Source organism: Cyclobacterium jeungdonense, assembly GCF_010994275.1.
Classification (GTDB): domain Bacteria; phylum Bacteroidota; class Bacteroidia; order Cytophagales; family Cyclobacteriaceae; genus Cyclobacterium; species Cyclobacterium jeungdonense.
Window position 1 is genome coordinate 81070 of sequence record NZ_WMCD01000008.1, and the last position, 13361, is coordinate 94430.

General features: G+C 40.6%; 11 protein-coding genes. 7 read left to right on the forward strand and 4 right to left on the reverse strand.

The window, feature by feature from the left end; genetic code table 11:
• The first annotated feature begins 215 nt into the window (after positions 1-215).
• The 7 genes from serA to GKS34_RS15950 all read left to right on the forward strand — a co-directional run bounded on the left by serA (position 216) and on the right by GKS34_RS15950 (position 8784).
• A complete protein-coding gene (gene serA / locus GKS34_RS15920) occupies positions 216-2108 on the forward strand; it encodes a phosphoglycerate dehydrogenase (RefSeq protein ID WP_163385973.1) in 1893 nt (630 codons plus the stop codon).
• Between the two features lie 155 nt (positions 2109-2263).
• The gene (locus tag GKS34_RS15925; protein ID WP_163385974.1) at positions 2264-2707 is read left to right on the forward strand and encodes a DinB family protein; all 444 of its coding nucleotides are present in this window, start codon (positions 2264-2266) and stop codon (positions 2705-2707) included.
• 836 nt (positions 2708-3543) lie between these two features.
• The gene (locus GKS34_RS15930; RefSeq protein WP_163385975.1) at positions 3544-4467 is read left to right on the forward strand and encodes a universal stress protein; all 924 of its coding nucleotides are present in this window, start codon (positions 3544-3546) and stop codon (positions 4465-4467) included.
• A gap of 84 nt (positions 4468-4551) precedes the next feature.
• Complete coding sequence (locus GKS34_RS15935; RefSeq protein WP_163385976.1) at positions 4552-5514, forward strand: DUF4412 domain-containing protein; 963 nt, start codon at positions 4552-4554, stop codon at positions 5512-5514.
• An 11-nt stretch (positions 5515-5525) separates the two neighbouring features.
• Positions 5526-6020 (forward strand): dihydrofolate reductase, encoded by a 495-nt coding sequence (locus tag GKS34_RS15940; RefSeq protein WP_163385977.1) that lies wholly within the window; start codon positions 5526-5528, stop codon positions 6018-6020.
• A gap of 113 nt (positions 6021-6133) precedes the next feature.
• A complete protein-coding gene (locus tag GKS34_RS15945) occupies positions 6134-7393 on the forward strand; it encodes a competence/damage-inducible protein A (protein ID WP_163385978.1) in 1260 nt (419 codons plus the stop codon).
• A gap of 86 nt (positions 7394-7479) precedes the next feature.
• Entirely contained in the window at positions 7480-8784 is a 1305-nt protein-coding gene (locus GKS34_RS15950) for a dihydrolipoamide acetyltransferase family protein (RefSeq protein ID WP_163385979.1), read from the forward strand.
• Here GKS34_RS15950 and GKS34_RS15955 read toward each other — a convergent pair.
• The 4 genes from GKS34_RS15955 to GKS34_RS15970 are packed head-to-tail and all read right to left on the reverse strand — an operon-like array spanning position 8777 to position 13344.
• Positions 8777-11671, reverse strand: coding sequence for a PAS domain-containing hybrid sensor histidine kinase/response regulator (locus tag GKS34_RS15955; protein ID WP_163385980.1), 2895 nt, complete (start codon positions 11669-11671; stop codon positions 8777-8779). The two genes, GKS34_RS15950 and GKS34_RS15955, sit on opposite strands and share 8 nt — an antisense overlap.
• Positions 11664-12665, reverse strand: coding sequence for a PDC sensor domain-containing protein (locus GKS34_RS15960; protein WP_163385981.1), 1002 nt, complete (start codon positions 12663-12665; stop codon positions 11664-11666). The genes GKS34_RS15955 and GKS34_RS15960 overlap by 8 nt, the downstream gene beginning before the upstream one ends.
• 26 nt (positions 12666-12691) lie before the next feature.
• Positions 12692-12931, reverse strand: coding sequence for a hypothetical protein (locus GKS34_RS15965; RefSeq protein ID WP_163385982.1), 240 nt, complete (start codon positions 12929-12931; stop codon positions 12692-12694).
• Complete coding sequence (locus GKS34_RS15970) at positions 12928-13344, reverse strand: OsmC family protein (RefSeq protein WP_163385983.1); 417 nt, start codon at positions 13342-13344, stop codon at positions 12928-12930. Before GKS34_RS15970 ends, GKS34_RS15965 begins: the two co-directional genes overlap by 4 nt.
• Positions 13345-13361: the final 17 nt, after the last annotated feature.

The window sequence follows — 13361 nt, forward strand, 5'->3', positions numbered from 1 at the left end:
TCACCACCTCAACACCAACTTTTTCAAGGATAATTTGTTATTTTTTCTGTTTGGATGGCGAGCACCATTGCTTGGACAAGACCTGCGTTTGCTGCAAAGGTATAACCATTCCCGAATTTTTACCACCAAGTTTTCCCGAAAGTTATTTTGTGTCATAACCTTCAATTTCCCTGATAATCTATTAATTTTGCAACTCATTAAAAATTCGCTGAAAAATGACCGTCACAAAAAAATTCATCATTGATTTTGACAGTACTTTTACAAAGGTAGAAGCCCTGGATATTCTGGGGGAAATCAGCCTGAAGAATGACCCTGAAAAAGCAAAAAAACTTCAGGCAATCAGGGACATTACTGATCAGGGCATGGAAGGCAAGCTTACTTTTCGAGAAAGCCTGGTGCAACGGTTAGACATTTTAAATGCCAACAAAGAACAAATAGGGGATCTGGTGATCGCTTTGAAAAAGAAAGTTTCTGATTCCTTTCAAAGAAATAAAGAGTTTTTGCAGGAAAACGCTGCAGATATTTATATTATTTCCAATGGATTTAAAGACTTTGTGGTTCCCATCGTGACCGATTATGGCATCAAGCCAGAAAATGTATTTGCCAACGAATTTGTTTACGATGAATCGGGAAAAATCTCCGGTTTTAATAAAGATAACCCACTTTCCAAAAACAATGGGAAGCCCGAAACCATACGTAAACTTAATCTGGAAGGAGATATCTACGTAATTGGAGACGGCTATACCGACTACGAAATAAAAGCCTCCGGAGTGGCCAATAAATTTTATGCTTTCACCGAAAATGTCCACCGTCCATCGGTTTCCTCTAAAGCAGACCACATTGCCCCAAGCCTGGACGAAATCCTTTATGTAAACAAAATGAATAAGAAATTCTCTTACCCCAAAAGCAGAATTAATGTATTGCTATTGGAAAATGTACACCCCATAGGCATAGAACTTATGAAGGAGGAGGGCTATAACGTCGAAGTGATCAGTTCAGCCCTTTCCGAAGAGGAACTGGCTGAAAAGATTAAGAAAGTTTCTGTATTGGGGATCCGGTCCAAAACGCAGGTAACTTCCAAGGTACTGGAAAATGCAAACCGATTAATCGCTATCGGGGCTTTTTGTATCGGTACCAATCAGATAGATCTTGAAACCTGTCAGGAAAAAGGCATCGCCGTATTTAATGCCCCGTTTAGCAATACACGGTCAGTGGTGGAATTGGCCATTGCTGAAATCATCTTTTTAATGCGAGGCCTGACGGATAAAACCAGCAGCATGCACTTGGGAAAATGGGATAAGAGTGCCACCGGTAGTTTTGAAATCCGGGGAAAAAAGCTGGGTATCATCGGCTATGGCAATATTGGCTCACAACTATCGGTATTGGCTGAAAATATGGGATTGGACGTCTATTATTATGATGTCGTCGAAAGGCTGGCTCTTGGTAATGCCACCAAAATTGAATCGCTGGATGAGTTATTAAAAACTTGCGATGTGATCAGTTTGCATGTGGATGGCAGGAAAGAAAATGAAATGCTTATCAATCAGGAAAAGCTTGCCTTAATGAAAAAAGGGGCGTACCTCATAAACCTGAGCCGCGGACATGTGGTGGATGTGCCCGCTCTGAAGGAGGCGTTGGAAAGCGGCCATCTGGCAGGAGCAAGTATCGATGTGTTTCCAAGCGAACCCAAAAACAATTCCGAACCGTTTGTTTCGGAATTAATAGGCCTTCCAAATACCATCCTGACTCCCCATATAGGTGGTAGTACCCTGGAAGCACAGCAAAACATCGCCCGGTTTGTTCCTGGTAAAATCATTGAATATATCAACACCGGCAACACTTACAATAGCGTCAACTTTCCTAATATACAATTGCCTTTTCTGCAGGATGCGCACCGATTGATTCATATTCATCTTAACGAACCGGGGATCATGGCCAAAATTAACCGTGTTCTTGCTGATTTTTCGATTAATATCGTAGGGCAGTACCTCAAAACCAACGAAAAGATTGGATACGTGATCACCGATATAGACAAGGCTTACAGCTCAAAAGTAATTGATGAATTAAAGGCAATAGAGGGTACGATACGGTTTCGGGTATTATACTGATACAACCGACACTTCAATCATGGGAGGCTGCTAAGCGGCCTCCCTTTTTTTGTGGTTTTTCCGAAAAATAGCCTATTTTAAGGATATCAATTGGCAACGTTACTTTCCATCATTAACGGTAAGAACCAGCAGGCAAAAACCAAAAGAAGTGACCAATGAAAGCGTTTTTTGAGGAACTATTTGCATATGGGCATGACAGTAATCAACGATTATGGGAAGCTATGATGGCTAACCGGGAAAAAATTCCGGAAAAATCCATCAAATTGTATAACCACATTCTCAATGCCCAACAAATATGGAACAACCGAATTGACCCTAGAATGCCCCTTTTTGGCGTCTGGGATGAAAGGCCGATTTCGGACGAGAAGGGAATTAATCAATCTAATCATGAACACACCCTCACTATTCTGGATAACTATCCAATGGATACCATCATAACCTACGGGAATTCAAAAGGCAAGGTCTATACCAACGCCGTAGGGGATATTCTTTTTCATTTGGTCAACCATTCCACGTATCATCGGGGACAGATCGCCACCGACTTCCGGCAGAATGGTCTGGAACCCTTGGTTTCCGATTACATCCTATATAAGCGGTAACTAATATTAGGTTGATGACAATCCGTTTGTTTTTCGATGAGTAAGTAGTGAAAGTAATCAAACCTGCCAATCGGAATAGGACCTCGTAAAGGATACTCGCCCCTTTTAATAAGGAAAAGGGGCATTCAGCGGCTACGAGACAAAATAAAACACCAAAAGATGAAATTTAATTGAGAAATCCAGATTCCATATCGCAGGCAGAATCTTGAATGAAATTCGAAAAATTAAACCCATCGTCCTCCAATCGGCGAAAGCAATTTTCTTTTCTCCTCCGGAGTGAATTTACAATGGGTGAAATAAAGCTTAAGAAGAATATAAAAATGATGGGTTTCACTTTTTTTTAGCATACGAAAAATCAAAAGGGAGGCCGCAAAGCGATCTCCCTTTAAATAAGGTTCGATCCCTGGAGTGTTACAAACCTCCGATATAACAGGATTTGAGCTGCACCTTCATCGCAACCTTCCACTGTTATCCTGCACCCTGAAAAGGGTACGAGGTCTTTCTCAAGGAAAGATGAGGCCTGGTTTTGAAGCGGTGCTTCACTCGGTAATTTAATTAACTTGTGAAGTTTGAACATGTCGCAGAACCGAACCTTGAAACAAATATACAACCTATTATACCAAACCTCAAATAGAGGTATCAAGACAATTTTTCTCAACCCCCCCATACCATTCGAAAAACGGCATAGCATGGTATTTTCTGTTTTTAAGCTTGAAAAACAGAAAATATTCACTTGTATTAACGGAATAATTAACTAATTTAAATTTTTCTGTTTTATGAAATTGCAGCCCAACCAAAAATAGCTCTTAGGAATCCACTCATTTTAACATTATATAATGTATCAGATCAAAAAAATCATTGTTTGTCTGGATCAAACGGAGATGGACAAAACTCTGGTAAAATTTGCCGCATTCATAGCAAAGGGTAATCAATCAAAAAAAATCTATTTCACCAACGTTATTCGCAACCTGGCTATACCAAAGGATATACTGGCAGAGTTTCCAAACCTGATCCGAAATATGGTGGAGGAAAGAAAGAACCAAATGAAGCAGGTAGTGGAGGAAAACTTTGATCCAGATTTAAAAGTCAGTAGTACATTTGTAGTCAAAGAGGGTCAACTATCCAAGAAAGTATTAAAGCTGGCCAATGAAAAATCGGTAGACATGATTTTGGTTGGAAGAAAAACCTCTATTCCCGGATCAGGGGTAGTATCTCAGCGACTTGCCAGGCGCGCTTCCTGCTCCCTTCTGATTGTTCCCGAAAATGCAAAGCCAAAGATCAAAAAGATCCTGGTTCCAAGTGACTTTTCGGATTACTCCAAAGATGCCCTGGAGGAGGCCATTGAAATCACGGAAAAAAACGAAGGCAAATCTGAAATCATTTGTCAAAATGTATATGCAGTGCCTTCGGGCTACCATTTTACTGGGAAGTCCTATGAAGAATTCAGCCAAATCATGTTGAAAAATGCGGAGGTAAACTATAAAAAGTTTATTAGAAAAATCGACACCAAAGCAATCAAGATCCAACCCCTATACACCAAAGATGAAGACGACGATCCGGTTGTGGACATCATTCAGAAAGCCCAGGAAATCAAGGCTGATATCATTATTATTGGAGCCAAAGGAAGAACTGCAGCGACCGCTCTATTTATTGGCAGCATGGCGGAAAGGCTCATACAGATGAATGACAAAGTACCCCTACTTGTCACTCGCCCTAAAGGAAAAAACGCAGGCATCATCGAGTATATCCTGGAGATTTAGCCCTTTCACATACAAAAAAACATGTTTTAGGACTTTAAAAATATATTTCATAACTTTATAATTGAAAATAAAACCAGTTAAACTATGAAGATTAAATCCACCTTTTTATTCCTACTAACCCTATCATTTTTAAGTTGGGATTCGGAGGCCCAGCTACTAAAAAGATTGAAAAATGCGGCCTCAGAGGGAGTAGCTCGCGCTGTAGAAAAGACAGTTGAGAAAGAAGTGGCAAAAGCAACTCAAAGGCAATTGGAAAAGGCTTTCAGTAACCTTTATGGAGATATGGAGGTTGGTGAAAATGGTGAAGGGGGTCGTTCAGGGGGCAGTTCGTATGATTACAGCAAAATCATGAGCTCCGTTAATATGGATGTAGAAACGGAAAGTTCTTACAGCTTTTCTGGTATCGCTGTTATGGAAATTGAAAGCACAGATGAAAAAGGAAAAGCGTCTGACCCCATTACTTTTCATTCGTTTTTATCTGATAACCCGGATTATTTCGGAATGGAGTTTATAGATCCTGACGATAAGAAATCGAAGGAAAAGTCTGTCATTATTATGGATCACAAAAACCAGGCAACAGTAATGCTGATGGAAAATGATGAGGAAAAATCAAGTATGGCTTTTTCTATCGACTGGGGAGGTATGATGGAGGCAGTTGAAACAGCAGATACTGCCGAAGATTCCTCCTTAGATTCAGAAGATTTTAGATTTGAAAAAACCGGAAATACCAAAGATATTTTGGGCTATACCTGTGAAGAATATATAGTAGTAAGTGACGATGCGGAGGGAAGCTACTGGGTGAGTGAACGACCCATCGAAGGGCTGGAGTCCTTTTGGAGTAAAAATAGTCCCTTCATTACGAAAAAAATGAAAGAAGAGAACCGAGATTACTTTACAAACTTGCCCGACGGCCAAATTATGGAAATGGATTTTGCCAGTAAAGAGGACGAAAGCAGTTCAAAAATGAGGATGATTGAGATAGATACTGACCGACCCTCTAACTTCGATTTGTCGGAATACCCAAATGCAATGAAAGCCTCGAAATAAGTTAATTGTACATGACAGTTTCGATTATTGTGGCAAAAGCCGCTAATAATGCCATCGGAAAAAATGGGCATTTACCCTGGCATCTCCCATCAGATCTCAGCCATTTCAAAAGAACGACATCCGGCCACCATGTCATTATAGGAAGGAAAACCTTTACTTCCCTAGGCAGGCCTTTGCCGGGAAGAACCCATATTGTGGTCACCCGAAACCGCGACTTCAAGGTTCCGGAGGGTCATTTCGTGGCACACAATTTGGAAGAGGCACTTCGCATAGCAAAATCCAGTGAGCTGGAAAAAATTTTTATTCTAGGAGGGGCAAATATTTATAAGGAAGCTCTTCCATATACTAATGAAATGATTATTACCGAGATTGAGGCTTCCCCAGATGCGGATACTTTTTTCCCGGAATTCGACCCGAACGCATGGGAATTGGTTGATAAGGTGGAAGTAAAAAAGGATGACAAAAATCCCTATAACCACGCGTTTGTTACTTATCGCAGAAAATAAGTTGTTTAATTGTTTCGGATAAAATGAGTCCCAGTTGTAAATTAAGGTTGCAAACCCCAGTCACTATCAGGAAACTTTTTAATTTTGCACCATAAAAAACAAACCCTTGTTTCATGCAGCAACCGGTTACAGCAGAAATCATTTCAATAGGCGATGAACTCCTTTATGGCCAGATTATGGACACTAACAGCAAGTGGCTAAGTGAGGAAATGGATAAAATAGGTGTTCGGGTCGTAAGAAAGACAACTATTGGAGACGATCACCAATCCATGTTGGGGGCCTTTGAAGCAGCTGCGATTACCGCAGACATCATTTTAATAACAGGAGGCTTGGGCCCTACTAAAGATGATCTGACAAAATCGGTTCTTGCTGATTATTTTGGGTCCAGCCTTGAGTTGTTTCCCGATGCCTTGGAAGATGTGAGGAACCTTTTTCATAGCAGAGGGAAGGAATTGACAGCTACTAACCGAAGTCAGGCATACCTCCCTTCCAATTGCAAATACATCCGAAATGAGGTAGGGACCGCTCCCGGCATGTGGTTTGAGGAAAAAGGGAAAATTTTCATGTCCATGCCAGGAGTACCGCATGAAATGAAGTATTTAATGGAGGAGGAAGTCATTCCCCGCTTAAAGAAAAAGTACCAACTGCCTGTCATTTACCACAAACTAGTCCGTACAGTTGGCATCGGTGAAAGTTGGCTTTCCGATTTGATTTCAGACTGGGAAGAAAAGCTGCCAGCTCATATTCGCCTCGCTTACCTGCCCTCTTTGGGAGAAGTAAAACTCAGACTTACCGCTTTTGGTACCCACCAGGAATTACTGGCTGCAGAGGTGGAGACCCATATCGAACGGTTATTGCCTCTGATTTCTAAGTATGTTTATGGATTCAATGACGATATCCTTCCCACTGCCATCGGCCATTTACTCGTAAAACATGGAAAAACCCTGGCGCTCGCAGAAAGTTGCACCGGAGGGTATATTTCGCATCTGATTACCAGCATTCCGGGATCAAGTGACTATTTTAATGGAGGAATTATCCCTTATCACAATGAGTTTAAAGAAGCCGTTTTAGGAGTTTCAGCGGAAGTTTTAACCAGTAATGGAGCCGTCAGTGAAGCGACGGTCACTGAAATGGCGCGTCATGCACGTAACAAGTTTCATTCCGATTTTGGTCTCGCCTCAAGTGGTATCGCCGGTCCGGGAGGAGGGACCAAAGAAAAACCCGTAGGATTGGTTTGGATTGCCTGTGATGACGGCCAAGCATGCCACACCCGGAAATTACAGCTGACAAAAGACCGAACCGTCAACATTCATCTGACTGCTATTGCTGCATTAAATTTATTGAGGGAGACCATTTTACGGGCAACCACATAAAATTTAAAAGGTTTCCTTTTGCAAACCAGTTCCTAAATTTTAGATTTATACCTAGAGGCAAATTCAATACGATTTACAGAAGGACTATGGCAACAGTAGAAATGGTGATGCCCAAAATGGGAGAAAGCATAATGGAGGGCACAATCCTTTCCTGGCTAAAAAAAGAAGGGGACCTTATTGAGCAGGATGAGTCTGTTTTGGAGGTTGCTACCGATAAGGTGGATACAGAAGTACCCGCCACCCATGCTGGCACCTTAAAATCTATTTTGGCCAAAGAAGGAGAAGTAGTCGAAGTGGGCAAGCCAATTGCGCTGATTGAAACAGTAGAAAAAGAAACTGATGAAGGACAGCCAAAACCTGCAACTTCTGAGAATCTCCAAAAAAACCCTACCTCCCCAAAAACCGACACCATTCCGGATGTTCCGGAATACACCTCGCTGATCTTGGGCGCCGTTTCAAAAAAAGAAAGAAAAAAAATTGAAGAAAAAAATTTTTACTCACCCCTGGTGCTTAGTATTGCAAAAGCCGAAGAAATAAAAGAAACTGAACTAGCTGCCATACCAGGGACGGGAAAAGATGGCCGAATCACTAAAAATGATATCCTCTCCTACCTGAGGAAAAAGAAAGAGTCCTCCCCCCAGCCCACTCCTCCACCCGAAGAACCTATCCCACTAAGTGACAGTCAGGATGAAATTATTGAGATGGACAGGATGCGTAAGATGATTGCACATCGCATGTTGGATTCTAAAAACATCTCTGCACACGTAACTTCGTTCGTTGAGGCGGACCTCACTGAAATCGTCCTTTACCGAAATAAAATAAAAGAAGATTTTCGAAAAAAAGAAGGGGAACCCATCACGTTTACGCCCTTTTTTGTGATGGCCATAGCCAAAGCTTTGAAGGATTTCCCGATGATTAATATTTCAGTAGATGGGGATAAAATCATCAAGAAAAAAGATATTAATATAGGTATTGCTGTAGCACTGGCCAATGGAAACCTAATTGTGCCTGTGATTCGGCAAGCAGATCAATACAACCTTCCTAACCTATCCAAAAAAATCAACGACCTCGCCAGAAGAGCGCGTGAAAACAAACTGAATGCAGAAGAACTTAAAGGTGGCACGTATACCCTTTCCAATATAGGCTCCTTCGGAAATATTATGGGTACCCCCATCATCGTACAACCTCAGGTCGCCATACTTGCGGTGGGAACCATTACTAAAAAACCCGCAGTCATAGAAACGCCAACCGGGGATATGATTGCTGTACGCCATAAATTAATTTTATCTCATTCTTATGACCATCGGGTGGTTGATGGTGCATTAGGCGGGATGTTTGTCAAAAAAGTGGCTGATTACCTGGAAAATTTCGATCTGACTTCCGTCATTTAGTAGCCTTTATAATGGCCCGGCTACATTTCTTAATGGTATCGATGATTTGTTGGATTTTTACCGGTTTGGTCAGATAATCATTCATACCGTTGGAAAGGGCAAGGTCTACATCCTCTTTAAATACGCTGGCTGATAACCCTACGATGACCACTACTTTTCCATTTTCCATGGATCGAATCACTTTCGTGGCATCCATTCCATTCATTCCCGGCATCTGATTGTCCATAAATATCAAATGGTATTGTACTTCTTCAACACATTTGATGGCATCCAGCCCGTTCATGGCTATATCTGGCTCATAGCCTAATTGGACTAACAGCATAACCATGAATTTAAGGTTAATGTCGTTATCTTCTACAATCAGAATTTTAAGTGGGAAATCGTCGGAAACTCTTTCAAAATCAACTACTTCTTTTTCAAATGAAGTATCTCCATTCGAGTGGTTTTCTTCACCATCAATATTTGATATCAGCGTAAAGGAAAATGTTGAACCCGCTCCCAATTCACTTTCAATCTGCAAAACACCTCCCATTAATTCGATCAACTTATTGGCGATGGCCAATCCCAATCCGGTACCTTTGTAGTCTCCGTTTGAGGCTGCATTTGCCTGCGTAAAAGGCTTCAATAATTCGGGTAATTTTTCTCGATCTATCCCTACTCCATTATCTTCTACTGCACAATGGAGGATAAGATTACTGGAAAATAGCTTTTCTCCTTTTACAAACACAGTGATTTCCCCTCCCTTAAGGGAATATTTCACAGCATTGCCAATAATGTTAAAAAATATTTGCGCCAATTTATCCTTGTCCAACACAATGACATCTGGAAGCGAATCATCTATTACCAAGTTGATTCGAAGGGATTTTTCATGTGCCATGCCGGAAAAAATATTAATTATTCTTTCCATCTCGGGTTTAAGCTTAAAAAACACCGGGTTCAATTCCATTTTCCCAGCCTCAATTTTGGAATAATCCAGAATATCATTTACAATATGAAGCAATGATTCCCCGGAATCGCCGATAATAGAAAGCAGCTCCTGTTGTTCCTCAGAAAGGGAAGTCTTGTACAACAAGCCCGTAATTCCTAATAATCCATTTAATGGAGTTCTTATTTCATGGCTCATATTTGCCAGAAAGTTTGATTTTTCCCTATTAGCCAATTCCGCCGCTTCTTTGGCTTCCCTAAGTCCCCTTTCCCAGAGTTTGTGCCCAGTGATATCTCTTGCAACAGAAATCATCCGCTCCTCATCCAGTTTAAAAAACCGTATTTCAAAATACCTTCTGCCTATATCGAGTAATAAATCTAATTCCTCGGTTTGCATCTTGCCTGTTATAACAGCCCTATCAAATGCGCGCATGGCCCTCTTCCCGGCTTCACCGGAAATCACTTCACTCATGTTTTTCCCTAGTGTTTTTTGTGGTGGCTGCAACAAAAGCTCCTCATACTGTACGTAATAATCCAAAAAGTCGCCTTTATTATTGTAGATGAATATAATATCCGGTAAACTATTCAACACCGACCTCAACCGGTTTTCACTTCGTATCAGCTCCTGATCGGCGATGTATTTATCATTAATATCTGTACAGATTCCTACTGTACCAGCAAATTTTCCGTCAGATTCAAAAATTAGCTTTTCAAAAATCTTTACTCGTATAGGGGCCCCTTCTTTGCGGTTAGAATGCGCCTCGAAGTAGTAAAAATCATCTTTTCGTTCTATAGCCTCTTTTTTGGTTAGTATGAATGAATCGGCCTCATCGCACACCCAATCCTCTAAAGCAAAAGTTTGGAATTCCTCCGGACTATAACCAAGAACCTCTTTTACGTTGTCGCTTACATGATACAATTTCAGGCCTTTATCCTGATAGTACATAAAGCCCCTCGACTGTTGTAAAAGCATGGTCTGTTGCCGCAGTAATTGATCTAAATCCCTGGATTTTTTTTCTAATAATTGGTTGTTTTCACTTGTCACCTTAAAAAACTTTGATAGGAAAAAAACCACCAACATCAACAATGCAAGGAGGGAAAGAAATAAGTGGAAGTAGTTTCCAAAAACCCCCGATACAACTGATGATTTATTTTGAGTGAATACAAATGCAATGGGCTTCTCTAATTCCAGACGAAATAAAGTAAAAGGATATTGAATTAGTAAAGATACCTGCCCCTCAGATGATCCATTTTCAGATAAGGCACCTTCATACTCACCTCTCAGGCCTCCTTCAATTTCTCTAACCATGGTTTCCTCCAGCCCCTTATCCAGGAACACTGGATCTTTAATGGTATCATCGATCAACTGGTAAAAGCCTCCTTCCAAAAAAACCAATTTATTGGTATTGGATCCCAGGTAATAATTGACCAGTTGTCTGGAAAAGTACTTTCCCAAATTTAGCTTTACCAACAGCGTCACGCTTCCTTTATCTGATTTGACCCTAAAACAATAGCGGCAATCCTGCTCCCCAATCCCGGTTTTAGCCTCTGTTACCGAAAAATAATTGGCATCTGAGACTTGGTAAATTTTTCTGAGATCTCCCTTTTCAATGAACAGGGTATCGATCAGATTAATGTAATTATTCAATAATCGTCTTACCCTTGTTTCATCTACTGTGGATTTCAATGCGCTGTTTCCGGATGGAAGAAGTCTCTCCTGATTGTTTGCATAAAAAATCAAGTCTTCATTCAAATTGTTGAAGGTTCTCTGAGCTTCATTTGCAGCCAGCTCGACTTGCTTGTTGAGGAACACTTTTCGGCTTTCTACCAGGTTTTTGGATAAGGAACGGTAAAAGAAAAAAGCCAGGGTCACCGTAAACAAAATGGCACCTATACTTAGCCACCAGAATTTTTTTGCCTCTCTCCGGTAATTTTCCGTCCTGTTTTTCTCCCTGTCAGTCATGGATATCCAATAAGTACCAGTCCATTAAGTTCATCCTCTTACAATAAGCCTCAAACAACCTACCACCCATCTCAAAACTATGGTAGTTTTCTTTTTCCAACAAAAATTTAGACGCCATTTGTCTTACCTCCTTGCTTTTGCTTTTATACAGGTTAAAATTCTCCTTCCGGAAATTATCTGATTGAATGGTTTGAATATAGGCATGGTTTTTCAGAGGAGGCATGCTTAATGCTTCGATAGCTTCAGCTTTTCCAGCTACGATAGTACCCTGGCTGTCTATGAGCATCAGTTTTTTATCAGACTTTTCCAGGAATGCCTTCATAAGGTCAAAAAGTGTAATATCAAAACCCAGCACACCTTTTAACTCATTATCATGATAAACAGGATGAATCAGCGATAAAATCCAACCTCTACCAACCGGATCAATATACACCTCCTGTACCCAAACGGCCTTTCTGTTGGGGTTTCGGGCCTCATCTGCCATGTAATAAAAATTAAATGCCGTTATGTCTATTTCAGGATCTAGTGAATTTAAAAGGTCGTAGGGAGGGTATAACCGATTGAAATGGCTGGCTGAATTGAAATAAATCTGGCACACCATTTTCCTTTTCTCTAAAATTTTGATAAAAGCACTATCCAATGGCTCAGTAATATGGATTTCACGAATAGCGAGTGGTTTATTCTTGGCCACAATAGAAACAAAAACCGTACTTTCATCTCCCGATTCATTTTTATTATAAATGAATCCCCTTTCATCAGAAAGAAATTTGCTGTCGTCTCCAAGGGGAACCAGGCTATCTGCCTTTTGAAATAAAAACGATGAATAATTAGCTAAAGCAGCAATGTCCGCCTCCATGGGTATTAAATCAGCTTCCACTTTTCGAATCACGGAGTCCAGCAATTGAAAATGCTGTTGATGTACCTTTTTAGGATCCGATTGACAGGCGGAAGAAAACAATAAAATGGAAAATAGTACGAAAAATAAATATTTCATCTTTGAATATTTAAATATAAACAAAGTTAAAAATTTTTCATAGCTTTTTGAAGTGATTGATGCATTTCGTTGAACCTTTCTTTCACATCTTCAAAGAATTCACCCTCCAGCATCAGTTCTAACGACTTTTCCTCTGGTACATCCAATGCAGAAATTTTAAACGTCTGCTCCATGCCCCCTGTTTCAAACTTGATCAGATACTTATTGTTCCAATCAAAAAGGGTAATCTTAACTTCCTCTTTTTTCACTTCGTTGACTACCCTCATGCCGGTCTGATTACCTCCGCTGTGTAATTGATCTCGGATTTTAAAGAGGATGCCACCGAACAGTATTTTCCAACGGCCAATTTGACCACTTTTTCAAATTCACTTTGGGTAGCATCAGGGGATGTTAACATAAAATGTAATTGGATGGATTTATAAAAAGAGGGTGTTCCGTCATTCCGTATGCCTTCAGCCTCAATTTTGAAATCCTGCACATTCCGGCGCTTTTTTTTCATCATCAATACTGTATCTACTGCGGAGCAGCCAGCCAGTCCGGATAGCAGCAATTCCATGGGTGATTGGTGCTGTTTTTCCTCGCCAGTGTACATATCGATCTGAACTTTGTTTCCGGTTGTGTTAACTGATTCGTATTCATGATCAGAAATCATGCGAAGGGTGATCTGCTTTTTATTCATCTCGAGTTCGAAAATAA

What these genes read in the sequence shown, in the direction of transcription:
- serA (WP_163385973.1), top strand. Translation starts at nt 216, where the DNA reads ATGACCGTCACAAAAAAATTCATCATTGATTTTGACAGTACTTTTACA.
- GKS34_RS15925 (WP_163385974.1), top strand. Translation starts at nt 2,264, where the DNA reads ATGAAAGCGTTTTTTGAGGAACTATTTGCATATGGGCATGACAGTAAT.
- GKS34_RS15930 (WP_163385975.1), top strand. Translation starts at nt 3,544, where the DNA reads ATGTATCAGATCAAAAAAATCATTGTTTGTCTGGATCAAACGGAGATG.
- GKS34_RS15935 (WP_163385976.1), top strand. Translation starts at nt 4,552, where the DNA reads ATGAAGATTAAATCCACCTTTTTATTCCTACTAACCCTATCATTTTTA.
- GKS34_RS15940 (WP_163385977.1), top strand. Translation starts at nt 5,526, where the DNA reads ATGACAGTTTCGATTATTGTGGCAAAAGCCGCTAATAATGCCATCGGA.
- GKS34_RS15945 (WP_163385978.1), top strand. Translation starts at nt 6,134, where the DNA reads ATGCAGCAACCGGTTACAGCAGAAATCATTTCAATAGGCGATGAACTC.
- GKS34_RS15950 (WP_163385979.1), top strand. Translation starts at nt 7,480, where the DNA reads ATGGCAACAGTAGAAATGGTGATGCCCAAAATGGGAGAAAGCATAATG.
- GKS34_RS15955 (WP_163385980.1), bottom strand. Translation starts at nt 11,671, where the DNA reads ATGACTGACAGGGAGAAAAACAGGACGGAAAATTACCGGAGAGAGGCA.
- GKS34_RS15960 (WP_163385981.1), bottom strand. Translation starts at nt 12,665, where the DNA reads ATGAAATATTTATTTTTCGTACTATTTTCCATTTTATTGTTTTCTTCC.
- GKS34_RS15965 (WP_163385982.1), bottom strand. Translation starts at nt 12,931, where the DNA reads ATGAGGGTAGTCAACGAAGTGAAAAAAGAGGAAGTTAAGATTACCCTT.
- GKS34_RS15970 (WP_163385983.1), bottom strand. Translation starts at nt 13,344, where the DNA reads ATGAATAAAAAGCAGATCACCCTTCGCATGATTTCTGATCATGAATAC.